Source organism: Streptomyces sp. NPDC018610 (assembly GCF_044391765.1).
Classification (GTDB): Bacteria; Actinomycetota; Actinomycetes; order Streptomycetales; family Streptomycetaceae; genus Streptomyces.
Genome location: NZ_JBISAL010000011.1, coordinates 1 through 25,908 on the forward strand (window position 1 = coordinate 1; position 25,908 = coordinate 25,908).

22 protein-coding genes are annotated in these 25,908 nt (G+C 73.3%); 13 read left to right on the forward strand and 9 right to left on the reverse strand.

Annotated features, from left to right (window positions below; all coding sequences use genetic code 11):
* The first annotated feature begins 241 nt into the window (after positions 1 to 241).
* From ACH5A8_RS26450 to hutH, 5 genes are all read left to right on the forward strand, one after another.
* On the forward strand, positions 242 to 1,132 hold the full coding sequence (locus ACH5A8_RS26450; RefSeq protein ID WP_399005965.1) for a biotin--[acetyl-CoA-carboxylase] ligase: 891 nt from the start codon (positions 242 to 244) through the stop codon (positions 1,130 to 1,132).
* 336 nt (positions 1,133 to 1,468) lie between these two features.
* Positions 1,469 to 2,599, forward strand: coding sequence for an adenylate/guanylate cyclase domain-containing protein (locus ACH5A8_RS26455; protein WP_399005967.1), 1,131 nt, complete (start codon positions 1,469 to 1,471; stop codon positions 2,597 to 2,599).
* 1,197 nt (positions 2,600 to 3,796) lie between these two features.
* Positions 3,797 to 4,591, forward strand: coding sequence for an enoyl-CoA hydratase/isomerase family protein (locus ACH5A8_RS26460; protein ID WP_399005969.1), 795 nt, complete (start codon positions 3,797 to 3,799; stop codon positions 4,589 to 4,591).
* Positions 4,592 to 4,966: 375 nt separating this feature from the next.
* Positions 4,967 to 6,118: a diguanylate cyclase domain-containing protein gene (locus ACH5A8_RS26465; protein ID WP_399005971.1), complete on the forward strand. Its 1,152-nt coding sequence runs from the start codon at positions 4,967 to 4,969 to the stop codon at positions 6,116 to 6,118.
* 69 nt (positions 6,119 to 6,187) lie between these two features.
* A complete protein-coding gene (gene hutH, locus ACH5A8_RS26470) occupies positions 6,188 to 7,726 on the forward strand; it encodes a histidine ammonia-lyase (protein ID WP_399006562.1) in 1,539 nt (512 codons plus the stop codon).
* An 80-nt stretch (positions 7,727 to 7,806) separates the two neighbouring features.
* Here the strand turns inward: hutH and ACH5A8_RS26475 are convergent, their stop codons facing one another.
* Positions 7,807 to 8,220: a cell wall protein gene (locus ACH5A8_RS26475; protein ID WP_399005973.1), complete on the reverse strand. Its 414-nt coding sequence runs from the start codon at positions 8,218 to 8,220 to the stop codon at positions 7,807 to 7,809.
* Positions 8,221 to 8,719: 499 nt separating this feature from the next.
* Between ACH5A8_RS26475 and ACH5A8_RS26480 the strand changes: the two genes are divergently transcribed.
* From ACH5A8_RS26480 to msrA, 4 genes are all read left to right on the forward strand, one after another.
* Positions 8,720 to 9,970, forward strand: a complete 1,251-nt coding sequence (locus ACH5A8_RS26480) for an Ig-like domain-containing protein (protein WP_399005975.1) — start codon at positions 8,720 to 8,722, stop codon at positions 9,968 to 9,970.
* A gap of 140 nt (positions 9,971 to 10,110) precedes the next feature.
* Positions 10,111 to 11,583 (forward strand): ABC transporter permease, encoded by a 1,473-nt coding sequence (locus ACH5A8_RS26485; RefSeq protein ID WP_399005977.1) that lies wholly within the window; start codon positions 10,111 to 10,113, stop codon positions 11,581 to 11,583.
* A gap of 76 nt (positions 11,584 to 11,659) precedes the next feature.
* Positions 11,660 to 12,343 carry an ABC transporter ATP-binding protein gene (locus ACH5A8_RS26490; RefSeq protein ID WP_399005979.1) on the forward strand — a complete coding sequence of 228 codons (684 nt, stop codon included), beginning with the start codon at positions 11,660 to 11,662 and terminating at the stop codon, positions 12,341 to 12,343.
* Between the two features lie 292 nt (positions 12,344 to 12,635).
* Positions 12,636 to 13,148 (forward strand): peptide-methionine (S)-S-oxide reductase MsrA, encoded by a 513-nt coding sequence (gene msrA / locus ACH5A8_RS26495; protein WP_399005981.1) that lies wholly within the window; start codon positions 12,636 to 12,638, stop codon positions 13,146 to 13,148.
* A 34-nt stretch (positions 13,149 to 13,182) separates the two neighbouring features.
* On the opposite strand, the gene ACH5A8_RS26500 is transcribed toward msrA, so the two are convergent.
* The gene (locus ACH5A8_RS26500; RefSeq protein ID WP_399005983.1) at positions 13,183 to 14,301 is read right to left on the reverse strand and encodes a hypothetical protein; all 1,119 of its coding nucleotides are present in this window, start codon (positions 14,299 to 14,301) and stop codon (positions 13,183 to 13,185) included.
* A gap of 263 nt (positions 14,302 to 14,564) precedes the next feature.
* Here ACH5A8_RS26500 and ACH5A8_RS26505 point away from each other — a divergent pair, with 263 nt between their 5' ends.
* Entirely contained in the window at positions 14,565 to 15,722 is a 1,158-nt protein-coding gene (locus ACH5A8_RS26505; RefSeq protein ID WP_399005985.1) for a cystathionine gamma-synthase, read from the forward strand.
* 39 nt (positions 15,723 to 15,761) lie between these two features.
* Here the strand turns inward: ACH5A8_RS26505 and ACH5A8_RS26510 are convergent, their stop codons facing one another.
* The 3 genes from ACH5A8_RS26510 to ACH5A8_RS26520 form a co-directional block, all read right to left on the reverse strand.
* Complete coding sequence (locus tag ACH5A8_RS26510) at positions 15,762 to 16,010, reverse strand: hypothetical protein (protein ID WP_399005987.1); 249 nt, start codon at positions 16,008 to 16,010, stop codon at positions 15,762 to 15,764.
* A gap of 54 nt (positions 16,011 to 16,064) precedes the next feature.
* Positions 16,065 to 16,568, reverse strand: a complete 504-nt coding sequence (locus ACH5A8_RS26515) for a sigma factor-like helix-turn-helix DNA-binding protein (RefSeq protein WP_399005989.1) — start codon at positions 16,566 to 16,568, stop codon at positions 16,065 to 16,067.
* Positions 16,569 to 16,709: 141 nt separating this feature from the next.
* Positions 16,710 to 17,252: a MarR family winged helix-turn-helix transcriptional regulator gene (locus ACH5A8_RS26520; RefSeq protein ID WP_399005991.1), complete on the reverse strand. Its 543-nt coding sequence runs from the start codon at positions 17,250 to 17,252 to the stop codon at positions 16,710 to 16,712.
* A gap of 142 nt (positions 17,253 to 17,394) precedes the next feature.
* Between ACH5A8_RS26520 and ilvA the strand changes: the two genes are divergently transcribed.
* A complete protein-coding gene (ilvA, locus tag ACH5A8_RS26525) occupies positions 17,395 to 18,624 on the forward strand; it encodes a threonine ammonia-lyase (RefSeq protein ID WP_399005993.1) in 1,230 nt (409 codons plus the stop codon).
* Positions 18,625 to 18,830: 206 nt separating this feature from the next.
* Here the strand turns inward: ilvA and greA are convergent, their stop codons facing one another.
* Entirely contained in the window at positions 18,831 to 19,331 is a 501-nt protein-coding gene (gene greA, locus ACH5A8_RS26530) for a transcription elongation factor GreA (protein WP_399005995.1), read from the reverse strand.
* Positions 19,332 to 19,506: 175 nt separating this feature from the next.
* Positions 19,507 to 19,905 (reverse strand): DUF4307 domain-containing protein, encoded by a 399-nt coding sequence (locus ACH5A8_RS26535; RefSeq protein WP_399005997.1) that lies wholly within the window; start codon positions 19,903 to 19,905, stop codon positions 19,507 to 19,509.
* A gap of 225 nt (positions 19,906 to 20,130) precedes the next feature.
* Between ACH5A8_RS26535 and mca the strand changes: the two genes are divergently transcribed.
* Both mca and ACH5A8_RS26545 read left to right on the forward strand, forming a co-directional pair.
* On the forward strand, positions 20,131 to 20,988 hold the full coding sequence (mca, locus tag ACH5A8_RS26540) for a mycothiol conjugate amidase Mca (RefSeq protein ID WP_399006564.1): 858 nt from the start codon (positions 20,131 to 20,133) through the stop codon (positions 20,986 to 20,988).
* A 6-nt stretch (positions 20,989 to 20,994) separates the two neighbouring features.
* Entirely contained in the window at positions 20,995 to 21,252 is a 258-nt protein-coding gene (locus ACH5A8_RS26545; protein WP_399005999.1) for a hypothetical protein, read from the forward strand.
* A 443-nt stretch (positions 21,253 to 21,695) separates the two neighbouring features.
* Here ACH5A8_RS26545 and ACH5A8_RS26550 read toward each other — a convergent pair whose 3' ends face one another.
* Together ACH5A8_RS26550 and ACH5A8_RS26555 are read right to left on the reverse strand one after the other, a co-directional pair.
* On the reverse strand, positions 21,696 to 24,896 hold the full coding sequence (locus ACH5A8_RS26550) for a tetratricopeptide repeat protein (protein ID WP_399006001.1): 3,201 nt from the start codon (positions 24,894 to 24,896) through the stop codon (positions 21,696 to 21,698).
* A 331-nt stretch (positions 24,897 to 25,227) separates the two neighbouring features.
* Entirely contained in the window at positions 25,228 to 25,794 is a 567-nt protein-coding gene (locus tag ACH5A8_RS26555; RefSeq protein WP_399006002.1) for a Uma2 family endonuclease, read from the reverse strand.
* Between the last annotated feature and the right edge of the window lie 114 nt (positions 25,795 to 25,908).

Below are 25,908 nucleotides of genomic sequence, written 5' to 3' on the forward strand. Positions count from 1 at the left end.
TGCTTGTCGACGGCGCGTTCCGAGCCGGCGTGCGTCGCTTCCTGGATGCGCCGCTGAAGATCCGCGAGTTTCCCCGCGGTGGTGTGGATGTCGATCTCTTGGATCTCTGGACGCTCTTCCGGCTCGGACATCGGGATGCGGCTCCCTGCCTGCTCAAAAGGGGGGACGGTTACTCATCCGTAGCGTAGTGGGGGGCCCACTGTTCGGCAGTGCGGCGTTTACCACACCTAGGGTGGCTTGCATGACGCCCCGAGATGCAGCAGATGACAACCCCGCGAACGACGGCGACTCCGCGGGCCGCAGTCGCTGGTCCTACCTGGACCGCCCGCCCCTGAACGCGACCGCGCTGCGCCGTGCGCTGGTCCGCCCGGGCGGCCTGTGGTCCGAGGTGGAGGTGGTGCAGCGCACCGGCTCCACCAACGCCGACCTCGTGGCCGCCGCCGAGGCCGGCGAGGCGGCCGAGGGCGCCGTCCTGATCGCCGAGGAGCAGAGCGCGGCGCGGGGTCGCCTGGACCGGCGGTGGACCGCCCCGGCCCGCTCCGGACTCTTCTTCTCGGTGTTCCTGCGGCCCGGCGACGTGCCGGTCGCCCGCTGGGGCTGGCTGCCACTGCTCACCGGGGTCGCGGTGGCCACCGGGCTGGCCCGCTCCGCCGGCGTCGACACGGCGCTGAAATGGCCCAACGACCTGCTGGTCACGGTCGACGGCCAGGAACGCAAGGCCGGCGGCATCCTCGCGGAGCGGGCCGGGGACGGCGTCGTCATGGGCGTGGGCGTCAACGTCACCCTGCGCGCGGACGAGCTGCCCGTCCCCCAGGCGGGCTCGCTGGCCCTGGCCGACGCGGTGAGCACGGACCGCGACCCGCTGTTGCGGGCGGTGCTGCGGTCGCTGGAGGACTGGTACGGGCGGTGGCGGGACGCCGGGGGCGACCCGGCCGCCGCCGGGCTCCAGGAGGCCTACGCGGCGGGCTGCGCCACCCTGGGCCGCCGGGTGCGCGCCGAGCTGCCGGGCGACCGGTCGCTGGTCGGTGAGGCGGTCGCGGTCGACGGCGACGGCCGTCTCGTCCTCGCCACGGAGAAAGGGGTGCAGGAGCCTGTGGGGGCGGGGGACATCGTGCATCTGCGGCCGGCGTGAGGCGGGGGGCGTCCATCGTGCGTCTGTGCGTCTGTGCGTCTGTGCGCGGTGTGCGGTGCGGGGGCGTCGGGCGTCTGCGGGGGGTGCGTGCGGTGTGAGGCGAGGGGCGTCGCGCGTCCGCGGGGGTGTGAGGTGAGGGTCGGGGCCGCGGGAGCGTCGTGGGCTCGGGCGGTGGGTCGGGAGTCGGGCCGGGGCGGGCCGGCCGTCGGGCCGGGGCCTGGAATGCGCCGGTCAGCTCACCCCGCGGCCCAACCTGACGGAGTGAGCTGGCGCACACCTGCCGTAGAGTTGAGGCCGGTCGATACCTGACCGTGGCAGATGGGAAGGGCAGCAGGCGTGACCGTCGACGACACGGGCTCCGGCGCGGACGACGCGGACGGCCGGGTGGACCCGGAGGCCGCCGACTCCGGCGAGGATCCGCTCGCACTGCGGCTGGAACAGCTCATCCTGGGCGCCGAGCGGCGCTACACCCCTTTCCAGGCGGCCCGCAGCGCCGGTGTCTCCATGGAACTGGCGTCCCGCTTCTGGCGGGCCATGGGCTTCGCCGACATAGGTCAGGCCAAGGCGCTCACCGAGGCCGACGTGCTGGCCCTGCGGCGGCTCGCCGGTCTGGTCGAGGCGGGGCTGCTCAGCGAGGCCATGGCCGTGCAGGTCGCCCGCTCCACCGGGCAGACCACCGCCCGGCTGGCCGAGTGGCAGATCGACTCCTTCCTGGAGGGGCTGACCGAGCCGCCCGAGCCGGGCATGACGCGCACCGAGGTGACGTACCCGATCGTCGAGCTGCTGCTGCCGGAGCTGGAGGAGTTCCTCGTCTACGTCTGGCGCCGCCAGCTCGCCGCCTCCGCGGGACGGGTCGTGCAGGCCGCCGACGACGAGGAGATGGTCGACCGGCGGCTCGCCGTCGGCTTCGCCGACCTCGTCGGCTTCACCCGGTTGACCCGCCGGATGGAGGAGGAGGAGCTCGGCGAGCTGGTCGAGGCCTTCGAGACCACCTCCGCCGACCTGGTGGCCGCGCGCGGCGGGCGGCTGATCAAGACCCTCGGCGACGAGGTGCTGTACGCCGCCGACGACGCCGGTACGGCGGCCGACATCGCCCTGCGGCTGGTCGAGACCCTGGGCAACGACGAGACGATGCCCGAGCTGCGGGTCGGGATGGCGTTCGGCACCGTGACCACCCGAATGGGCGATGTCTTCGGCACCACCGTCAATCTCGCCTCCCGTCTCACCTCCATAGCTCCGCGCGACGCCGTGCTCGTCGACAGCGCGTTCGCCGAGGAACTGATCCGTACGGGGGATGCGCCGGCGTCCGAGGCGGAGGCGGCCGAGGCCGCCGCGGCGGCGGAGAAGGAGGGCGAGGAGCCGCCCGTGTACCGCTTCGCGCTGCAGCCGACGTGGCAGCGGCCGGTCCGTGGCCTGGGCGTGGTCGAGCCCTGGCTGCTCACACGGCGGGGGGACGCCACGCCTTGACCTCCGGTCGGGGGCGGTGGTCTGACCTCCGGTCGAGGGTCTGACCTTCGGCCGAGGGTCTGACCTTCGGCCGAGGGGCTGTCCCTCGGTCGAGGGGCTGTCCTCCGGTCGGTGGTGGTCTGTGTCGACCTTCGGTCGGCGTGGCGGTCTGTGTCGACCTTTCCTCGGGGTGGTGGTCCGCGCTGACCTCCGGTCGGGGTGGCGGTTCGTGGACCCCGTGGTGCGGTCGTCGGTGCGTGGCGGGCGGTGGTGGGGTGCCGGTCAGTCGACGTCCACGCACAGTCCGATGATCGGGAGACACAGGCCGTTGCCGCCGCCGGACGAGGGCGGAGCGGGGCTCTGCGGGTTCTCGGGGGTGTGCGTGCCGGGACTCGGGACCGGTGTCGGTCGCTGGGCCGGGTGTGTCGTGGGGCGCGGGTCGCTGGACGGCTCGTGTGGGGTCGTGACCGGTGGGGGAGCCGGTGGGTTCGGGGTCTCGGCGGCGGTTGTGGGGGCCGTCGTCCTGACGTTCGGGGGGTGGGTGGCTGCCGGCGACGGGGCTTGAGGTGTCGGTACGACGGGGCCGGTGCCGCCCATGGGGGTCGTTGCCGAGGGGTGCGCTGTCGGGTCGGCTTGTGGCGGGGTGGCGGTGCCGGCACCGGTGCGGGGGCTGGAGCCGGTCGGACGGGTGGTGCGTGCGGTTTCGGCGCCGGGGTTGTGCGGGCCCGCGTGGGGCTCCGCCTCCGCGGTGCCCAGGCTGCCGCCCGCGTACTCGGGTGCCAGCCTCACGAGGCTGAGCACACCCGCCGCCAGGGCCAGGCCGCCGGCGGCGAGCAGCGCCTTGCGCGGCCGAGGACGGCGGTGGCGGCCGCGGATCCTGGGGGACGCGGCTATCTCTGTGTCCATGGGGGGCTGGTCGGCCGGGTCCTTGCGTGCTGCTCGCGCTGTGGGCTCGGCCGTCGTCCCCTTCTGCTGTCCTGTGGTCGTGTCCGTCGTCATCGCCGTCCTCCCGATGCGCTCGCACCCCGTTGCGCCGTGGCGGACGCACGGTATGCGCCCGGGTGAGGGCTACGCGGGAGTTGGGCCGGATGTCACTCGAACGGGGTGCCGGGGCTCGACAAGAGGAGCGCGTCGGGCGGCCCGCTCTTCCGCCGCGCGGGTGCGGCTGCGATGATCGGAGCAGTCGTTTTGTTAACCCGCGTTAACCGGGAGGGTGTCATGAGCGAGGAGCGGTTCGGGGACTTCGTGCTGGTGCGGCGGCACGAGTACGTCGCGGAGCTCGTCCTGGACCGGCCGAAGGCCATGAACGCCGTGTCGACCGACATGGCCCGGTCGATCGCCGGGGCGTGCGCGGCGCTCGCCGCCGACCGGGACGCGCGGGTGGTCGTCGTGACCTCGTCGCACGAGCGGGCCTTCTGCGTCGGGGCGGACCTCAAGGAGCGCAACTCCTTCAGCGACGCCGACCTGATGAAGCAGCGGCCCGTCGCGCGCGGGGCGTACACCGGCGTGCTGGAGCTGCCGATGCCGACGATCGCCGCCGTCCACGGGTTCGCGCTCGGCGGCGGGTTCGAGCTGGCGCTGTCCTGTGACGTGATCGTGGCCGACCGTACGGCCGTGGTGGGGCTGCCGGAGGTGTCCGTCGGGGTGATCCCCGGGGGCGGCGGTACGCAGTTGCTGCCGCGGCGGGTGGGTGCGGCACGGGCGGCGGAGCTGATCTTCACCGCGCGTCGGCTGGAGGCGGCCGAGGCGCACGGGCTGGGGCTGGTGGACCGGCTGGTGGACGAGGGGCGGGATCGTGCGGAGGCTCTTGAGCTGGGGGGCCGGATGGCGGCGAACTCGCCGGTCGGGCTGCGGGCCGCGAAGCGGGCGCTGCGGCTGGGGCAGGGGCTGGATCTGCGGGCCGGGCTGGAGGTGGAGGACGCGGCGTGGCGGTCGGTGGCCTTCTCGGCGGATCGGGCCGAGGGGGTGGCTGCCTTCAACGAGAAGCGGTCGCCCGCGTGGCCGGGGGAGTGATCGTTCGGGGGGCTCGTGGGTGAGGGGGCTCGTCTGTGGCGCGGGTGCCTGCGGTGCGCGTTGTGGTGCGGTGCGGTCGCCCTGTGGTGCGGTGTCGCGCCTGCGGTGTGTGGGGGGGCGGGGCCGTGGTGGTGCGTCCAGCCCGCCGCACACGGACGTACGGCCCTGAGTCGTGGTCGGTGGGGTAGGTGGGGACCGCAGTACGCGGCGGGCTTCGGACGCACCCCCACGGCCCGCTCCCCTCGTCTCGCGGCTGCCGGCCGTGGGGGCGCGCCTGCGGGGGCCCACCTTCGGCGTCTCGCGGCCGCGGGTCGTGCGGGCACTCTCAGGCGTACCGATGTCCCTGTTTGGTCAAAACATCCCTAGCCTGGGGTGATGGGTGAGAACAGGCGGCTGGACGCCGTCGTGGCGTTGGCGCAGGGGATGGCCGCGGCGCACAGTCCGCGTGAGTCGTGGCGGGCGGCGGCACTCGGGGCGTGCCGGGCGCTGGAGGGGAGTTTCGCCGCGCTGTCGGTGTGGGAGCGTGAGCGCGGGCGGCTGCGTGTTCTGGTGAACGTGGGGGACCGGGCGCCCGAGGAGGAGGAGTTCCCGGAGGACGAGACGTACCCCGTGCACCAGTTCCCGGAGATCACCGAGTTCCTGCACGAGCGGTGGGCCTCCGGGGGTGAGCCCGACGCCTGGGTGGAGACGGCCGAGGGGCCGGCGGCGGGGCGGCCCGGATACTGCCACCAGCGGGTCGCCGCGCTGCGGCGGCGGGGCCGCGGCTGCTGTGTGGTCGCGCCGATCGTGCAGCACGGGCGCGCCTGGGGTGAGCTCTACGTCGCGCGTCCGGCCGGCGCGCCGCCGCTGGACCGGGCGGACGCCGACTTCGCCACCGTGCTGGCGGCGGTCGTGGCCGCCGGGCTCGCGCAGACGGAGCGGCTGGAGGAGGCCCGCAGGCTGGCCTTCACCGACTCACTGACCGGGCTCGCCAACCGCCGCGCCGTCGACGTACGTCTCGACGAGGCCATCGAGCGGCACCGCGCCGACGGAGTCGTCGTCAGTCTCGTGGTCTGCGACCTCAACGGGCTCAAGCGGGTCAACGACACCCTCGGCCACGCGGTCGGCGACCGGCTCCTGGAGCGCTTCGGGTCGGTGCTGTCACTGTGCGGGGCCATGGTGCCGGGGGCCCTCGCGGCGCGGCTGGGCGGGGACGAGTTCTGTCTGCTCGCGGTGGGGCCGTCCGCCGACGAGGTCGTCAAGGCGGCCGAGGAGCTGTGCGGGCGAGCGGGGGAGCTGGAGCTGGGTGAGGGGGTGGCCTGCGGGGTGGCGTCGACCGAGGACGACATCGGGCCGGTGCCCTCGGCCCGGCGGCTGTTCCGGCTCGCCGACGCCGCCCAGTACCGGGCGAAGGCCCTGCGCGCCGACCGGCCGGTCGTCGCGGGCCGGGAGGGGCCCGACGATCCGGTGGTCCGTCTGGCCGACGCGCCGTCCCCCCTGCCCAAGGCCCCGGCCGAGCGGCGGCGCTTCCGGGGCCGGCGGCCGTGAGGTAAGGGGCACATGCGCGACCCACTAGTGACATCTCCACATTCAATGCGTACGCTCCTGAATATGGATATGCACACTGTGGTGGTGGGGACGTCCGGTGTCACCGCGTCCGACGTTCTCGCCGTGGCGCGCGGCGGCGCACGGGTCGAACTCTCCGCGGAGGCGGTGGCGGCCCTCGCGGCGGCCCGGGAGATCGTGGACGCGCTGGCGGCCAAGCCCGAACCCGTCTACGGCGTCAGCACCGGCTTCGGCGCCCTGGCGACCCGGCACATCAGCCCGGAGCTGCGCGCCCAGCTGCAGCGCAACATCGTCCGCTCGCACGCCGCCGGCATGGGGCCGCGGGTCGAGCGCGAGGTCGTACGGGCTCTGATGTTCCTGCGGCTGAAGACCGTCTGCTCCGGGCACACCGGCGTCCGCCCCGAGGTCGCGCAGACCATGGCCGACGTCCTCAACGCGGGCATCACCCCCGTCGTGCACGAGTACGGCTCCCTCGGCTGCTCCGGCGACCTCGCCCCGCTGTCGCACTGTGCCCTCACCCTCATGGGCGAAGGGGACGCCGAGGGCCCGGACGGCGTCGTGCGCCCCGCCGGCGAGCTGCTCGCCGAGCACGGCATCGAGCCCGTCGAGCTGCGCGAGAAGGAGGGCCTGGCCCTGCTCAACGGCACCGACGGCATGCTCGGCATGCTGATCATGGCACTGGCCGACCTCGACACCCTCTACAAGTCCGCCGACATCACCGCCGCCCTCTCGCTGGAGGCGCTCCTCGGCACGGACAAGGTCCTCGCCCCCGAACTGCACGCCATCCGTCCGCACCGCGGACAGGGCGCCTCCGCCGCCAACATGCTGGCCGTCCTCAAGGGCTCCGAGCTCACCGGGCACCACCAGGACGGCGCGCCCCGTGTGCAGGACGCCTACTCGGTGCGCTGCGCCCCGCAGGTCGCCGGCGCCGGCCGCGACACCCTCGCGCACGCCCGGCTCGTCGCCGAGCGCGAGCTCGCCTCCGCCGTCGACAACCCCGTGGTGCTGCCCGACGGCCGGGTCGAGTCCAACGGCAACTTCCACGGCGCGCCGGTCGCCTACGTCCTGGACTTCCTCGCCATCGCCGCCGCCGACCTCGGCTCCATCGCCGAGCGCCGCACCGACCGGCTGCTCGACAAGAACCGCAGCCACGGCCTGCCGCCGTTCCTCGCCGACGACGCCGGCGTCGACTCGGGCCTGATGATCGCCCAGTACACGCAGGCCGCGCTGGTCAGCGAGATGAAGCGGCTGGCCGTGCCCGCCTCCGCGGACTCCATCCCGTCCTCCGCCATGCAGGAGGACCACGTCTCCATGGGCTGGTCGGCGGCGCGCAAGCTGCGCACCGCCGTCGGCAACCTGACCCGGATCGTCGCGATCGAGCTGTACGCCGCCGCCCGCGCCGTCGAGCTGCGGGAGGGCCTGGCCCCGGCGCCCGCGAGCCGGGCGGTCATCGACGCCGCGCGGGAGGCGGGCGTGGGCGGCCCCGGCCCGGACCGGTTCCTGGCGCCCGACCTCGCCGCCGCCGACGCCTTCGTGCGCGAGGGCCGCCTCGTCGCGGCGGCCGAGAGCGTCACCGGCCCGCTGCAGTGAGACCGCGGGGCCCCGTCGTCATGGCGGGGCCCCGCGCGTTGTCGCCCCGTCGTCGCAAGCGAGCGGCACGGCGGGGGAGTTCAAACGCCGAGGCGTTCCCGGCGTACCGAATACACCACGAAGCCGGCGCCCAGGACCAGGAAGAGGGTGCCGCCGACGACGTACGGCGTGGTGTCGAGGCTTCCGGTGTCGGCGAGCCGGGTGCCGTCCGCGGGGACCGGCGCGGCCTGGGCGCCGTCCTGGGCCTCGGTGCGCGATTCGACGGTGTCCTGCGAGGCGGCCGTGGCCCGGTAGCCGGCCGTGGTCGCCGATCCGCCGGACGAGGAAAGGGCTCGCTGCCCGTGCTGCCCCTGCTCCGCGACGTGCGCCGCCGCTCCGGCCGCCGCTCTCGTCGGCGTCTCCCCCGTAGCGCTGGCGGAGGGGACGAACCACAGGGCGCCCAGCAGGGTGCCCGCGGCGGTGGCGGTCAGCAGCGTACGGCGAGCGGTTGACACGGAATATCGATCCCCCTTGTTGCACCGGCGAATTGGCCGTGTGGGGCGATGTTAGTGAAAGTCGAGGGTCACGGGAAAGTCACGGGTCGGACCGACCGTCCGCATCGGGCGCCGGCCCGTCCGCGCACCCGTCCGCGACCGGCGGGAAGCGGGACGCCGTTATCTCGCTGTGACGTACGACACCGCGCGCATCCCGGTGACTTGGGCCGGTCTCTTCGTACTGGTCAGCGGGTCGCACCGGAAGGCGGTGGCGGGCTGTGCCGCCGTCGCGCGCGGGCGCCGGGGGAGGCCTCATTCTCAGCGGGCCGCGGGCTCGGCGAGAATGAGGGCGCGAGCGGCACGGCGCAGCGACCGGAAGGCACGCGCCCGCCCCGGCGGACGTGGTGAGCCCCACACCCGTACGCCCCGGGAACGGGCCCGATCGGTCGTAGCGTTGATGATCCGTGACCGGGGGACGCGAGGGGTCCTGGGGTATTCGGCAACGATGGAGAAGCGTGTGATGACGAACAGTAGGCGGCGCAGGGCCTTGACGGCCTCGGCCGCCCTGCTCGGTGGTGTACTGATGCTCTCGGCCTGTTCCGGCAGCAGCGACGCCGCCGACGGGAACAGCGACGACAGCACCTCGCAGGCCAAGTCGGACCAGGCCGCGGCGCAGGACTCGTCGCAGGCCCAGATCAAGATCACGCCGGCGGACGGCTCGGCCAACGCCTCGATCAACAACTCCGCCGCGGTCACCGTCGCCCAGGGCACGCTGACGAACGTCACCATGACCACGACCGACGGCAAGGCCGTCGAGGGTCAGATATCCGCGGACAAGACGAGCTGGAAGCCCAGCGCCCAGCTCAGCCGCGCCACCACGTACAAGGTCGCCGCCACCGCCACGGACGCCAAGGGCCGCGCCGCCCACGAGAACGCCTCGTTCACCACGGTCGCCCCCACGCACAGCTTCATCGGCACCTACACGCCGGACGACGGCACCACGGTCGGCGTCGGCATGCCGGTGTCGATCAACTTCGACAAGGCGATCACGAACAAGGCGGCCGTCCAGAAGGGCATCACCGTCACCTCCTCCAGCGGCCAGCAGATCGTGGGCCACTGGTTCGGCGCCAACCGCCTGGACTTCAGGCCCGAGCAGTACTGGAAGGAGAACTCCACCGTCACCCTGAAGCTCGACCTCGACGGCGTGCAGGGCGCCCAGGGCGTCTACGGCGTCCAGCAGAAGACGGTCACCTTCCACATCGGCCGCAACCAGGTCTCCTACGTCGACGCGAAGACCAAGCAGATGAAGGTCACGCAGGACGGCAAGACCGTCAAGACCATCCCGGTCTCCGCCGGCGCCCCCGACCACACCACGTACGAGGGCCAGATGGTGATCTCCGAGAAGTTCGCCCAGACGCGGATGAACGGCGCGACGGTCGGCTTCAAGGACTCCGACGGCAAGGGCGAGTACGACATCAAGGACGTGCCGCACGCCATGCGCCTGACCACGTCCGGCACCTTCATCCACGGCAACTACTGGGGCGCGCCCTCGGTCTTCGGCAGCGCCAACACCAGCCACGGCTGCGTGGGCCTGCAGGACAAGAAGGGCGCGGGCGACCCGAGCACGCCCGCCGCGTGGTTCTACAACCACTCGCTCATCGGTGACGTCGTGGTCGTGCAGCACACCGGCGACAAGACGGTGTCCCCGGACAACGGCCTCAACGGCTGGAACATGAGCTGGGCCCAGTGGACGGCGGGCTCCGCCGCCTGATCCCCGCACCCGACTCCCTTGCCGATGCCGCCCCTTGAGGGCGGCATCGGTGTCCCACCAGCCGTGCGGCCGCCGTCTTCTCATGGTCCTCTTATCTCGGCCTTATCGCTTCATCACGGTGTGTCCCTAGCTTGCGGCGCATGTTCTTCACCTACCTGAGGCGCGAACTGCGCCGCCGCAGAAAGGCGGCCCTCGTCGTCGCCTCCGGTCTCGCACTGGGCATAGCGCTCGTCATCGTGGTCACCTCCGTGTCCAACGGCATGGGCAAGGCCCAGGACAAGGTCCTCCAGTCGCTGTACGGGCTGGGCACCGACATGACCGTGACCAAGGCGGCGACGCCCACGTCCGGTGAGTCGCAGCGTCCGCGCTTCCAGTTCGACGCGAAGGGCAGCGACGACAAGAAGACGCAGAGCAGTGACCGGGTCCGGGTGCAGGGCTTCACCACCCTGTCCGCCGGGACGGTCACCGAGGTCGCGGGTCAGAAGGGCGTCTCCTCGGCCGTGGGCGGGCTCAGCCTCAGCGTGGTGAAGGTCAGCGGTGAGTTCACCCGCGGCCAGTTCCAGCAGAGCGGCGGCGGCGAGGGGTTCGGGGGCGGCCGGTCCGGCGGCCAGTCCGCCCCGCAGGGCAGCGTCCAGGGCGGCGGCGCCGACTTCGACGTCAACCAGTACACCGTCTACGGCACCGACGTCACCCAGCCCGCGCTCGGCCCGCTGACCTCCTCCAAGGTCACCAGCGGCCGTACCTTCAAGTCCACCGAGACGAACGCGAAGGTCGCCGTCGCCGACTCCGCGTACGCCAAGGAGAAGAAGCTCAAGACCGGCAGCACGGTCACCATCAAGAGCGTCACGTTCCAGGTCATCGGCATCGCGACGGCTAACAGCGGTGACGCGGCGGCCAACCTCTACATCCCGCTGAAGCAGGCCCAGACGCTCAGCGACAACAAGGACAAGGTCACCACCGTCTACGTCAAGGCGGCCGACTCCCAGCAGATCGACACCGTCAAGAGCGCCATCCAGAAGAACGTCTCGGGCACCACGGTCACCACCTCCACCGACCTGGCGAAGACCGTCTCCGGCTCGCTGTCCACCGCCTCCAGCCTGGCCACCAACGTGGGCAAGTGGCTGTCGATCGCGGTGCTGGTGGCCGCGTTCCTGGTCGCCGGACTGCTGACCTCCTCGGCCGTCTCCCGGCGGGTGCGCGAGTTCGGCACGCTGAAGGCGCTGGGCTGGAAGTCGGGCCGGGTGACCCGGCAGGTGGTCGGCGAGGCCGTCGTCAACGGCCTGGTCGGCGGCGTCCTCGGCATCGCGATCGGCCTGGCCGGCGCGTACGTGGTGACCGCGATCAGCCCGACGCTGCAGGCGCAGCTCGGTTCCTCGGGCGGCTCGGGCGCCGGCGGCGGCTTCGGCGGCGGCATGGGCGGGGGCGGCGGCTTCGGCGGCCCCGGCCGGCAGACGGCGAAGACCCTGGAGGTCGCGCTCACCGCGCCGGTCAGCCTCACCACCATCGCCGTCGCGGTCGGCCTCGCCGTCGCCGGCGGCCTGGTCGCGGGCGCGTTCGGCGGCTGGCGGGCCTCGCGGCTGCGTCCGGCGGACGCACTGCGCCGCGTCGAGTAGCGGGGCCGCGCGAGCCCGGCGGCCCGCGGCCCCCTCACCTCCCCCTCACGCATCCATCCCAGGAGCTGCTGCACCCATGTACGAACTCAGAGGCGTCACCAAGCGCTACACCCGGGGCAAGGAGGCCGTCCTCGCCCTCGACGGCATCGACCTGACCATCGGGGACGGCGACCGGCTGGTCATCCAGGGCCCCACCGGCGGCGGCAAGTCCACGCTGCTGCAGATGCTCGGCGGCCTGGACCGGCCCACCTCGGGCGAGGTCGTCCTCGACGGCACCGACATGGCGAAGCTGTCCGAGGCCAGGCTCACCAAGGTGCGCAGCGAGAACATCGGCTTCGTCTTCCAGTCCTTCAACCTGATCCCGACGCTGACCGCCCAGGAGAACGTCGAGACCGCTCTCGTCCCGCTCGGGATCAAGACGAAGGACCGGCGCGAGAGGGCCGCCGAGGCGCTGAAGTCGGTCGGGCTCGGCGAACGGCTCGGTCACCTGCCGAGCGAGATGTCCGGTGGCCAGCAGCAGCGCGTGGCCATCGCCCGCGCCCTGGTCAAGCAGCCCAAGGTCCTCCTCGCCGACGAGCCCACCGGCAATCTGGACGAGTCGACCCGCGACGAGATCATGGACGTCCTCGAAAGTCTCTGGAAGGAGCATGGTCTGACCTTCGTCATGGTCACCCACGACTCCGCCATCGCCAGGAAGGCTCCCCGCCTGGCCACCATCCGCAAGGGCCGCATCACGGTGAAGGAGAACGCCAAGGCGTAGAACGGCCGTCCGTCCCGTGCGGGTCCTCCTGCCCCGTACGGGTCCTCCTCCGGACGGTCCTCCATTCCTCGCGCGGGTCCTCCTGCCCCGCGCGGGCCGCTGCCCGGTGACGCGCCGCCACTCCGCTCACCGGGCAGCGGCAGTTCAGCGCCCGGTCAGCGGTGTCGGCGGGGTCGCCGAGCGGGTACGGAATGGCCCGCGATCCTCGGGTGTTGACCGGGGTGGGCAGAGGCCGGCGGTGTGCGAGCCGGGCGGCCCGAGTGACCGAGCTGACAGATTTTGGAGGGCCACGATGGCCGCGCAGACGCAGAGGGCCGTGCTGGCGGGCGGGTGCTTCTGGGGGATGGAGGAGCTGATCCGCCGGCTCCCGGGCGTGACGGCGACCCGGGTCGGATACACCGGCGGTGACGTGGAGAACGCGACGTACCGCGACCACGGGACGCACGCGGAGGCCGTCGAGATCCTCTTCGACCCCGAGAAGACCGACTTCCGCACGCTCCTGGAGTTCTTCTTCCAGATCCACGACCCGAGCACCGAGAACCGCCAGGGCAACGACATCGGCCTCAGCTACCGGTCGGCGATCTACTACGTGGACGACGAGCAGAAGCGGGTCGCCGAGGACACGATCGCGGACGTGGACGCCTCCGGACTGTGGCCGGGCAAGGTCGTCACCGAGGTGGAGCCGGTCGGCCCCTTCTGGGAGGCCGAGCCCGAACACCAGGACTACCTGCAGCGCTACCCGAACGGCTACACCTGCCACTTCCCCCGTCCGGGATGGCGGCTGCCCGCCCGCTCCGAGGGCTGACCCCGGGGCGGCCCGGCCGTGCCCACTGACCCGGTCAGTGCGGCAGTGTGGCCGGGCTGCCCCCGTTCGCCTCGTAGCCGGCCACCGCCAGGGCGCGGTAGACGGCGAACTCCGCCGCCGGGTCGGCGGCCAGCGTCCAGGGCAGGGCGCCGACGTTGCCGTCGACGTGTATGAGCTGGTTCATGGCCTCCGCCCAGCGCTCCGAGCGGACCAGGAAGAAGATCAGCAAGTGGCGGACGTGCGCCAGGATCGGGTCGTCGGGGCGGGCCGAGTGCACCGCGTGCAGCGCGCCGTGCACCGCCTTGGTGACGACCTCGCTCCGGTAGAAGCCGCGGACGAGGTTCACCTCGGGGAGGTGCTCGAAGACCGCGAAGAGGGGCAGGGCCGCCAGCAGTGAGCCGCGGGGCGCGCGGGCCGCCGCCGCCTCGGCGAAGGCCGTCGCCAGCTCACGCGAGCCGTGCCACTTCTCGCACCAGTAGTGCAGGGCCGCCAGGTGCGCGCCCATGTGGGCCGGCGCCCGGTCCAGGATCTTCAGCCAGAGCGCCTCGAACTCCGGCTGCGAGTAGGCCAGCCCGCGTGCCACCGACAGCTCGACGATGCAGGGGACCGGGTCGCCCGGAGCCAGTAGCGCGGCCTGGCCGCAGGTCTCCCGGGCCTCCTCCATGATGATCCGGAACTCGTCCGTCCCCGGGGTCGACGTCCGCCACGCCTGCTGCACCAGGAACTCGGCGTGCACGGCCGCGCCGCCCGGGTCCTTCGGCGCCTCGGCCCGCCACACCCGCAGCCACTGACCGCCCGGCGTCTCGTGGACCCCGCCCGGTCGCTGCTGCAGCTCCAGCGCGGCGGCGCCGGCGAAGGCCTGCACGCGCTGCCAGCGCAGCTCGCCCTCCGTCTCGGTGCCCGCCAGCAGCTGGGAGGCCGCGCGGTAGTCCTGCGTGCGCTGCACGAGATCCAGCACGTCCAGCAGGTCCTGGTCGGGGCCGGGCATGCGGACGTCGAGCTCCTCCTCCGGCGCGAAGCCGTAGTCGGCCGGGTCCGCGGCGTCCGGGTGCCCGGGCGGCACCTGCTCGATGCCGCCGCGCCTGCGGCGCAGGAACGGGAGCAGCACGAAGCCCAGCATGACCAGCGCCATCAGGACCCAGAAAGTCTCCATGGCCCAAGCGAACCAGACCGCGCCGACAATTGGCCAACCTGTGCCGCGCAGCTGTGGACAACTCCGCCCCCGGCCTGTGGACAACTCCGCCCGCTCCCCTCCGCCGGTCGCGCTGCCGTCCCCTCCGCCGGTCGCCCGCCAGATGCGCCGCCGGTCGCCCGCCGGTCGGGCCGGCGCAGGGCGACGCACGGCGGCGCCTGGAGCGGCCGTGGGTCCGGCCCGCCGTCCCGCATCAGCCTCCGCGGCGCACTACGCTCGGGCGCATGAGCGACAGGCACATCAGTGAACACTTCGAGACCCTCGCGATCCACGCGGGCAACACCGCGGATCCCCTCACCGGCGCGGTCGTCCCGCCGATCTACCAGGTCTCGACCTACAAGCAGGACGGGGTGGGCGGTCTGCGCGGCGGCTACGAGTACAGCCGCAGCGCCAACCCGACCCGGACCGCGCTGGAGGAGAACCTCGCCGCCCTGGAGGGCGGTCGCCGCGGCCTCGCGTTCGCGTCCGGACTGGCGGCCGAGGACTGCCTGTTGCGCACGCTGCTCGCCCCCGGCGACCACGTCGTCATCCCCAACGACGCCTACGGCGGCACCTTCCGCCTGTTCGCCAAGGTCGTCTCCCGGTGGGGCGTGGAATGGTCGGTCGCCGACACCAGCGACCCGGCCGCCGTACGGGCCGCCCTGACGCCGAAGACCAAGGTGGTGTGGGTGGAGACCCCCTCCAACCCGCTGCTCGGCATCACCGACATCGCCGCCGTCGCGCAGATCGCCCGGGACGCCGGCGCCCGGCTCGTCGTCGACAACACCTTCGCCACCCCCTACCTCCAGCAGCCGCTCGCGCTCGGCGCGGACGTGGTCGTGCACTCGCTGACCAAGTACATGGGCGGCCACTCCGACGTCGTCGGCGGCGCGCTGATCACCGGCGACGCGGCCCTGGGCGACGAGCTGGCGTACCACCAGAACGCCATGGGCGCGGTCGCCGGTCCCTTCGACTCCTGGCTGGTGCTGCGCGGCACCAAGACGCTCGCCGTGCGCATGGACCGGCACAGCGAGAACGCCACGAGGATCGCCGACATGCTGTCCCGGCACGCGCGCGTGACGAGCGTCCTGTACCCGGGCCTGCCCGAGCACCCCGGTCACGAGGTCGCCGCCAAGCAGATGAAGGCGTTCGGCGGCATGGTCTCCTTCCGGGTCGAGGGCGGCGAGGAGGCGGCGGTCGAGGTCTGCGACCGCGCCAAGGTCTTCACGCTCGGCGAGTCGCTGGGCGGCGTCGAGTCCCTGATCGAGCACCCCGGCCGCATGACGCACGCCTCCGCGGCGGGCTCCGCCCTGGAGGTCCCGGCCGACCTGGTGCGCCTCTCGGTCGGCATCGAGAACGTCGACGACCTGCTGGAGGACCTGAAGCAGGCCCTCGGCGCGTGACACCGGCGCGGCCCCCGGCCCCGCCGGGCGGCCGCGTCCTCACCAGCCGCGCACCGGCGGAGTCGTCTGCGACGGCGGCTGCGCCCAGGGCCGTACCGCCGACGCCCACACGGTGAAGGCGACGGCCGCGGCGAACAGCGCCAGCCACAGCGCGCGACGGAGGAGCGCCCGGCGGCGCAGCACCCGGTTCCCCCGGCGCACGGCCTCGGCGTGCAGTCCGGTCGGCACCCGCGGCCGCGACTGCGCCAGCACGCGCCGTACGACCCTGTCACGTTCCGTCGTGTTCACCTGGGACCTCCGCGGGCTGCCCGGGCCGTGCCGGGGGACGAGGCGACCGCGCCCCTACGAGGGGGCCGGTCCGGACGCGTGGACGGCCGGGGCGGGGCGCCGCGGCGGACGGCTCAGCGTGGCGACCGCCCGGCCGCCGATGACGCGGACCCGCTCCTCCGACAGCCCGAGCAGGGCCGCCGCCTGCTCGTCGGCGAGCCCGTCGTACAACGTGAGGACGACGACCAGACGCTCCTGCGGGGTGAGGACGGCCAGGGCGCCGGTCAGCGGCGGGCGGGCGCGGCCCGGCAGGCCCCGCCGGTGCCACACCTCGCGGGCGAAACGGGTGGCGAGGTGCCGGCGCGCGCGGTCGTACGGGTCGTCGTCGCGCGGCAGGTCCCAGTACGCGTACGTGTGCGCGAGGGCCAGGGTCAGCAGGCGTCGCGCGTACGGGTTGTCGTCCGGGTTCTCCGCCGTCAGCAGGGTCGCGGCGTGCAGCAGCCGCCCGGCCGCGCCCGAGACGAACGACTCGAACTCCCGGGCCCGGCGGGCGTCCCCGGACGCCTGCCGTTCTCCCACCGCGCCTCCCGCGAAGGGTGATCGTGACGGAGCGGGACCCCGCGGGCGCGCGGAAGCGGAGCATCGGAACCGCGTGCGAGAAGGCCCCTGGTCCATATCAGGCCAGGGGCGGGCCGTGGGTCAAGAACCGTGCGGGACGGTTCAGGACGTACGGCCGGGGCGCGTGGCCGGTCCCGGCTCCGCCGCCGCGCCGCTCTGGGACGTCTGGCGTGCGGAGAGCGCGTGGTTGAAACGGGTCAGCAGCGAGCAGAAGACCTCGCGCTCCTCCGGCGCCCAGTCCCGGGTCAGCTCGGCCATCAGCCGCCTCCTGGAGGAGCGCACCTCCTCCAGCCGCGACAGCCCGCGGGGGGACAGCTGCAGCACCACGGCCCGCCCGTCCTCGGGGTGCGAGGTGCGCTTGACGAGCCCGGTGTCGACGAGGGGAGCCACCTGCCGGGTGACGGTGGAGGAGTCGATGCCCATGCTGGCGGCGAGCGCCTTCACGCCCATGGGACCCTCCTGGTCCAGCCGGTTGAGCAGCAGGTACGCGGCGCGGTCCATGGAGTTGCGCACCTGCCCGACGCCACCGAGCCGGGTCTGTTCCGCACGGCGGGCGAACAGGGCCACCTCGTGCTGGAGCGTGTCGAGGAGGCCGGGGTCACCGGCGGTCGTCATGTCCATCGACATTTCAGGTGTTGTGGGCATGGCCGGAGGCTCACTTCTGACGGGCTGCTGGTTGGGGGACAGGGTACGCGGCCCGGCGGCGGGCCGTACCGGCGCTGCGTGAACCGGTCCCAGAGGTTGGTCACACCGGCGTCGTTCGAGCGCCGACTGCGAGACTTGAGGCATGAGCTACCGCACGGCCGGATCCTTCCCTCCCGTCACTCTCGACGACGTGCGCGGCGCGCAGAAGATGCTCTCGGGCGTCGCGAGGGTGACCGCGCTGGAGAGCAGCAGACACCTGTCGCAGCTGGTGGGCGCGCCGGTGTTCCTCAAGTGCGAGAACCTCCAGCGGACGGGCTCCTTCAAGCTGCGCGGCGCCTACGTCCGCATCGCCGGACTGATGCCCGAGGAGCGTGCCGCGGGGGTGGTGGCGGCGAGCGCGGGCAACCACGCGCAGGGCGTCGCGCTCGCGTCGTCGCTGCTCGGGGTGCACGCCACGGTGTTCATGCCGAAGGGCGCCCCGCTGCCGAAGATCAGCGCGACCGAGGACTACGGCGCCGAGGTGCGCCTGCACGGCCAGGTGGTCGACGAGACGCTGGCCGCCGCCCAGGAGTACGCGGCCGGGACCGGCGCGGTGTTCATCCACCCGTTCGACCACCCCGACGTCATCGCGGGCCAGGGCACGGTCGGGCTGGAGATCCTGGAGCAGTGCCCCGAGGTGCGCACGATCGTCGTCGGTGTGGGCGGCGGCGGCCTCGCGGCCGGCCTCGCGGTCGCGGTGAAGGCGCTGCGGCCCGAGGTGCGGATCATCGGGGTGCAGGCGGCGGGGTCGGCGGCGTACCCGCCCTCGCTGGCGGCCGGCCGCCCGGTGGCGGTCGAGAACCCGGTGACCGTGGCCGACGGCATCCGGGTGGGGCGGCCGGGCGACGTGCCCTTCGCGATCGTCGAGGAACTGGTGGACGAGGTGCGCACGGTCGGCGAGGACGCGCTGTCCGCGGCGCTGCTGCTGTGCCTGGAGCGGGCGAAGCTGGTCGTCGAACCGGCGGGGGCGAGCCCGGTCGCCGCGCTGCTGGGCGGCTCGGGCGACGTCGAGGGGCCGGTCGTCGCGGTGCTGTCCGGCGGCAACGTCGATCCGGTGCTGCTCCAGCGGGTCCTGCGGCACGGCATGGCGGCACAGGGCCGCTACCTGGCGGTCAGCCTCCGTCTGACGGACCGGCCGGGGGCGCTGGCCACGCTGCTGGGCGTGCTGTCGCAGGCCGACGCGAACGTCCTCGACGTGAGCCACGTACGGACCGATCCGCGGCTCGGGCTGACCGAGGCGGAGGTGGAGCTGCACCTGGAGACGAAGGGGCCGGCGCACTGCGCCGAGGTCGTCCGGGCGGTGCGCGCCGCCGGATACACGGTCATCGACTGAGGGTGCCGTCGGCCGGGCGTCGCCGGCTGCGGGGTCTTCGCCCGAGGGCGCCGTCGGGCACGCGGTCGTCGGCTGGAGGCGCCGTCGGCCGCACCGTCCCGGCCGAGGGCGCGGTCCGGTTCCGGTGGGCCGGGGGCCTGAGAACGACGGAGTCCCCGGCGCTCCGCAGGAGGCGCCGGGGACTCACGAGGGGTGGATGAGGGGCCTCAGCCGTTGTACGGCTCGGCCTTCAGGATCGTCACCGAGGCCTTCTTGCCGTTCGGCAGCTCGTACTCGGCGTCCTCGCCGACCTTGTGGCCGATCACGCCGGAGCCCAGCGGGGACTGGGGCGAGTAGGTCTCGATGTCGCTGCTGGCGTACTCGCGCGAGGCCAGCAGGAACGTCATGGTGTCGTCCTCGTCGCCGTCGAAGGCGATCGTCACGACCATGCCGGGCGCCACGGCGCCGTCCGCGGAGGCCGGGGCCTCGCCGACCTTGGCGTTCTCGAGGAGCTGGGTCAGCTGGCGCACTCGGAGCTCCTGCTTGCCCTGCTCCTCCTTGGCCGCGTGGTACCCGCCGTTCTCGCGCAGGTCTCCCTCCTCGCGCGCGGCCGCGATCTTGGCGGCGATCTCCGTGCGCGCAGGACCAGTAAGGTACTCAAGCTCGTCCTTGAGCTTGTTGTACGCCTCCTGGGTCAGCCAGGTGACGTTCTCGCTGGTCTGGGTCACAGGTGCTCCTCGTCGGTACTGGGGATACAAAGCATCGCCCTACCCAGAAGAATGTTCCCTCTTGGAAGGGCGAAACCACGAGCCTAACAATTCAGCGGCCAAAGGGGGAGGACATAAGTCATGTAACTCACATCAACGCAGGTCAGTGTCTGCGTATTCCGGAGGACGCCTGTGCTCAGTCGGCGTGGCAGCCCAGCAGCTCGCCCGTCGTGCCCCGGGACGTCGTGCGCAGCGTGACGACCTTGTCGACCTGCTTCGCGTGCTCGTCGAAGCGGAAGTCGGCCCGGCCCACCTCGTCGCCGTCGGCCGCCTGCGACCTGAGCGTGCAGTAGCCGCGGGCGTCGGCGTCCTTGTGGACCTCCAGGTGGATCCGCACCGAGTCGTCGGAGGTCTGGAACGAGACGACCTGCCCGCTGATCTCGCTCCCGGCCACGTAGTGGTACGCGAAGTAACCGACGAGGACCAGCAGGAACGCGCCCAGCACGGCACCGGCGATCTTGAGCTTGCGGTCGGCACGCTCGTCCGAGGAGCGGCCGTAGCGGCCCTCGGGCGGCCGGGTGCTCGCCGTGCTCATGATCGTCCTCTCGGCAGGGGCGGGACGGGCGTCCCGCGAGGAGCCTCCGAAGCCGTGCTCCGGAATTATTCGCCCCCCGATTCGGTCACTATAGAAGCCCCGGCCCGGCGTCCGAGCGGCACCCCGGGGCGGGGGACCACCCGGGGCGGCACCCGTTGACCGCCCGCCGAGCGCGGGCACCGACTTGACCTTGAGGATTGAGCCTTGACTGACCAGCTGCGACTGATGGCCGTGCACGCGCATCCCGACGACGAGTCGAGCAAGGGCGCGGCCACCATGGCGAAGTACGTGTCCGAGGGGGTGGACGTGCTGGTGGTGACCTGCACGGGCGGCGAGCGCGGCTCCATCCTCAACCCCAAGCTCCAGGGCGACGCGTACATCGAGGAGAACATCCACGAGGTCCGCCGCAAGGAGATGGACGAGGCCCGGGAGATCCTCGGCGTGAGGCAGGAGTGGCTCGGCTTCGTCGACTCCGGCCTGCCCGAGGGCGACCCGCTGCCGCCGCTGCCCGAGGGCTGCTTCGCCCTGGAGGACGTCGACAAGGCGGCCGGCGAGCTGGTGCGCCAGATCCGCTCCTTCCGTCCCCAGGTGATCACCACCTACGACGAGAACGGCGGCTACCCGCACCCCGACCACATCATGACGCACAAGATCTCGATGGTGGCCTTCGAGGGCGCGGCGGACACCGAGAAGTACCCCGAGAGCGAGTACGGCACGGCTCACCAGCCGCTGAAGCTGTACTACAACCAGGGCTTCAACCGCCTGCGCACCGAGGCCCTGCACAACGCCCTGGTGGCGCGCGGCCTGGAGTCCCCCTACGGCGAGTGGCTGGAGCGCTGGGCGAAGTCGGGTCACAAGGAGCGCACGCTCACCACGCACGTCCCCTGCGCGGACTTCTTCGAGATCCGCGACAAGGCGCTGATCGCCCACGCCACGCAGATCGACCCCGACGGCGGCTGGTTCCGGGTGCCGATGGACGTCCAGAAGGAGGTCTGGCCCACGGAGGAGTACGAGCTCGCGAAGTCGCTCGTGGACACCTCGCTCCCGGAGGACGACCTCTTTGCGGGCGTCCGGCAGTCCTGAGGGAGAATGCCTGACATGAGCGCAAGCGCGAGCCTGGCAACGACGCATCTGGTCACCCTGGCGGAGTTCGACAAGAACAAGGTCACCCCGGGTGTCCTCGGTTTCATCGTCTTCGCGGCGATGGCCCTGGCGGTGTGGGCACTGATGAAGTCCATGAACCGCCACATGAGCAAGGTCGACTTCAAGGAGCCCTCGGACACCGAGGCCGACGCGCCCAAGGGCGGCGCGGCGGGGTCGGGCAGGATCCAGACCTCCAAGGGCTGACCGGCCCGCGACCGCCGGACCGCGCCGGGCGACGCACGCACCGCACCGCCCGGCCCGCGGCCCCTGAAGATCCGGCGGCTCCGGCTCGGTGACCTCGTCCCGGGCCGGTGATCCATGGCGCGGTGGCGAGCCGCCCGGCGGTCGCCGGCGCGCGGCGGCGGGTCCGGCGCCTTCGGTGCCCGGTCCGTCGGCACGCCGGCTGTCCCGGCCTGCGGTCGCGCCCCGGCTTTCGGCTGTCCCGGCTTCCGGTCGCCCCGGCTTCCGGTCGCCCCGGCTTCCGGTCATCTCGGCTTCCGGCCGTCCCGGCCCTCGGCTTCTCCTGCCTCCGGTCACCCGGTCACTCCCGGCTCTGGCTGCACCGGCCTCCGGTCACCCCGACCGTCGGCGCCCGGTCCGCCGGCGTTCCGCCCTCCGGTGGGGCCCGGCGCTCCGGTGTCCGGACGTCACCGCGCCCCGCCGGTCGTCACCCCCATCACCTCGCGGGCATGGCGGTCCGGCACCATGCCCAGGCGCCAGGCCTGCCAGCCCGCCTCCAGATCCACGCCGCGTTCCAGGAGGAGCCGGTAGGCGTCGACGTAGTCGTCGAGCTTCCCGTCCCGCAGCGGGTGCCCGGACCGGGCCAGCGCGGACAGTTCCTCCTGGGCCACCGCCGTACCGATCTCCACCCCGCCGGCCGCCGCGAACGGCAGCAGCGTGCAGCGCAGGAAGCGCGCCCAGTCCCCGCCCCGGGCGTCGCCGTACGCGGTGAACAGGGCGATCGCCTCGTCGCACAGGCCCAGCGCCTGCTGGGTGCGGGCGTTGCCCGCGTCGACCACGGCCAGCTCCAGGCAGGTCCAGGCCTCGCCGTGGGCGACACCGATGCGCTGGAAGTCGGCGCGGGCGTCCACCAGGAGCTGCCGGGCGAAGCCGGAGTTGCGCAGCGAGCCCGTGCGGGCCGCCCGCTGGTCGCGGGTCACCCGAGCCGAGTGGTGTCGGGCGCAGGCCAGCCCGTAGACGTCGCGCATCCGGGAGAACATGGTGCGCGACCGCTCCAGGTCGCGCACCGCCTCGTCCAGGTCGCCCGTCTCCTCCAGCGCCTGCCCCAGGTAGTACAGCGTCCACGCCTCACCGCGCGCGTCCTCGTTGTCGCGGTGCCGGACGGCCGCGCCGCGCAGCTCGGCCACCGCCCCGGAGGTGTCGCCGGCCACCAGCCGGGCCCGCGCCAGCTGGGTGAGCGCCCACGCCTCGCCGCGGGCGTCGCGGGTACGGCCGTAGCGCTCCAGGGCCTGCCGCAGGTCCTCCTCCGCGCGCGGTACGTCGCCCTGGCGCAGCGCCAGCTGTCCCAGCTGGAAGTGCGCCCACGCCTCGCCGTGCACCGAGCCGCCCTCCCGGTGCAGGACCAGGGAGCGCGTCAGCAGGTCCAGCGCCGGCGCCAGATGGCCCCGGTCGCGTTCCACCGCCGCCAGCGCGTGCATCGTCCAGGCCCGGTCGGTCGCCAGTTCGGGCGCCGCCTGCATCTCCAGCGCCTCGCGGAGCCGGGCCGACGCCTCCGTCAGATTGCCCTGGTGGTGCAGCGTGATGCCGAGCGAGTTCAGCGCGCGGGCGGCGCCCGCGTCGTGGTGGGCCTCCCGGTACAGGTCCACCACGGAGGCGAGGGTGGCGCGCGCCTTGTCCAGCTCGCCCAGCTGACGGGCCGCGATGCCGGTGCGCCATTGCACCGAGCGGACCAGCAGCCCCTGGTCCACGGCCTGCGTCAGCTCGCTGATCTCACCGAGCCGGTACAGGTCGCCGCGCAGCAGGCAGTAGTCGCACAGCGCGCCGAGCAGGTTCAGCACGGCCGCCTGGTCGACGCCGTCGGCGTGCCGGAGCGCCGCCGTGATGAAGCTGGACTCGTCGTCCAGCCAGCGCAGCGCCTCGTCCAGGGACGTGAAGCCGTGCGGGCTGAAGTGGTCGGAGCGGGTCGAGTTGTTGCCGTCGACCAGCCGCAGCACCGAGTCGGCGAGTTCGGCGTAGTTCCCGATCAGCCGTTCCTGCGCGGCCGTCCGCTCGGCGGGATCCTCCTCGTCCAGCAGCCGGGCGTACGCGAAGGCGCGCACCAGGTCGTGCAGCCGGTAGCGGCTGCCGCGCACATGGTCGATCAGACCGGCCCGGGTGAGGGCCGCAAGGAGCCGGGCCGCCTCCGCCTCGTCGGTGGCCGCCAGCGCGGCCGCCGCGGCGGCGCCGAGCGAGGCGCGGCCGGCCAGCGCCAGCCGGCGCAGCAGCCGCCGGGCCGGCTCGGGCTGGTCGGTGTAGCGCAGCCACAGCGCCCGCTCGACCGGCTCGACCGGACCGTACGCGCCGAGGTCCGTGGCCAGCCGGCGCGGTGAGCGCGGGCCGAGGGCGGACCCGGCGACGCGCAGCGCCAGCGGCAGCCCGCCGCACAGGCGGCGGATCCGGTCGGCGGACTCGGCGTCGTAGGGTCCCGTGTCCTCCTCGGCGGCGGCGCCGAGCAGTTCCTCCGCGCCCGCCTCGTCCAGCGCCCGGACGGGCAGCTGGTACACCCTGGCCGACAGGTCGGCGGGCAGGTCGAGCGGCTTGCGGGCGGTGACCAGGACCAGGCTGTCGGAGCGTTCGGGGACCAGGGCGCCGACCTGCCCGGCGTCCGAGGCGTCGTCCAGCACGATCGTGACCGGCAGGCCCGTCACATGCTGCTCGTACAGCTCGCCGAGCCGCTTGAGCTGCTGGTCGGGGGAGGTACGGTCGCGGAACAGCAGCTGCTCGCGGGGCGCCCCGAGCCGGTTCAGCAGGTGCAGCAGGGCCTCCCGGGTGGTCAGTGGCGGCTCGTCCGCGCTGTCGCCGCGCAGGTCGACGACGACCGCGCCCCGGAACTGGTCCCGCAGGTCGTGCGCCGCGCGGACGGCGAGGGTGGAGCGGCCGGAGCCGGGCGCGCCGTGCAGCACGACGACGGCGGGCCGGGTCTCGCTGCTCGCGCGGGCCGCCTGCACCCACTGCCGGATCTGCCCGAGCTCCTGCCGGCGCCCCGCGAACACTCCCGTGGGCTCCGGAAGTTGGGCGAAGGACTGCTCCAGCACACTGCGCCTGCGGGCGGCCGCGCTCTTGTCGGCGCCGCGCAGTCTGGGCGCCGCCCTCTTCGGCGAGGTGGCGGCGACCAGCACCCGTTGCTGGTCGAGGAACGGGCGGATGCCGCGCACTTCCAGCGCGGTGAGCCACTGCAGCCGCAGCTGCTCCGGGCCGCCGGGCTGACCGGCCGCGCCCGCCCGGTGGTGGGCGGCGGGCAGGTGCGCGGCGCCCACCTTGACCACGGTGGCGGCGGCGCCGGCCGCGCCGACGGTGAGGCCGGCGCCGACGGCGGCGCCCGTGCCGGTGCCCAGCGCCAGGTCGGCCACGGCGGCGGCGACCGCGGCGACGCCCGCGACCAGCAGCGGGGTGCCCGCCCCCTCCCGCGCGTAGCGCTGCGCGAACGTCTGCTGTCCGGCCGCCGCCTCGTCCAGGGCCCGGGTGTAGGCCTCGTACTCCTCGGCCGCGGGCCCGGCGAGGGTGTCCAGCGCGTCGCGCGCCCGGGACAACAGCACGGCGCCGTCCACCCGTCCGCCCGACCGCCGCACCTCCTCCTCCACGGCGGTGGCCAGCAGCCGCTCCGCGTCCGCCCGATGACTGTCCCGCATGTCCCGTCCCCCTCCGGCGGCAACTCCGTTGCCACCGAGTGTCCTTCGGCCCGCGCGTGAGCGCGAGGGGGCGACGATCACGAACCCCCGCGCCCCCCCCCGGCCGGCGGGGCGGTCGGGTTGAAGATCAACCGGCCGATCGGATCGAGTGGGTGACCGACGAGCACGTCGACATGTCGCCGGAGCCCCGGTCGGACCGACGCACGCGGGAGTGTCCGATGGGGGAGTGCGCTTCCCTCACCATGGGGAGATCTTCCGATCGGTCCGCGAGCAACGACTGTCCGGGCACTACCGGTCGGCTGTCGCAAGCGGGGAGACCGTCTCTCCGTCCTTACATGACCCCGAGGTCGACTGCGACGGAGAAGGGCGCGGTGGCCTTCACCGTGCCGGTGAACATCTCGCCGTCCCTGTACGCCCTGGTGGCGGGATCGAGAACGTACGTGTAGATGATCGGGACACCGGTGGCGGCCTGTTCGACGCGCCAGTAGAAGGGGATGCCGGCCTTGGCGTACTGGTTCACCTTCACGATCCGGTCGGTGGTCTCCGAGCCGGGCGACACGACCTCGACCACCAAGAGCACGTGCTCGGGGCGGGTGGGCGTGACGTCGATGGTCTCCGCCCGGTAGACGGTGACGTCCGGACGGCGGTTGGTGAGCGGAACGTCCTGGAGGCGGACGTCGAAGTCCGTGTCCGCGTTCCAGTCCGGGCCCGCGGCGGCGTCCAGGGCGTTGGCCAGGATGCGGGCCAGCCGGTTGTGCCGCTTCGAGGCGCTCGGGCTCACGACGACCATCCCGTCCACGATCTCGATGCCGGCGCACTGCTCCTCGGACCAGGAGTCGTACTGCTCCGCGCTGATCTGCGAATGCATCCACGCGGGCGCCACCATCTCGGCGGTCATCGTGTACCTCCTTCGAGGAGCCTCGGCAGGTCCAGTTCTGCTGCGCCCAGCCTACTGTTCCGAGGTGTCGGGACGCCCGATTCGGAGAGGGATGGAGCCGCCCACCACGTGATG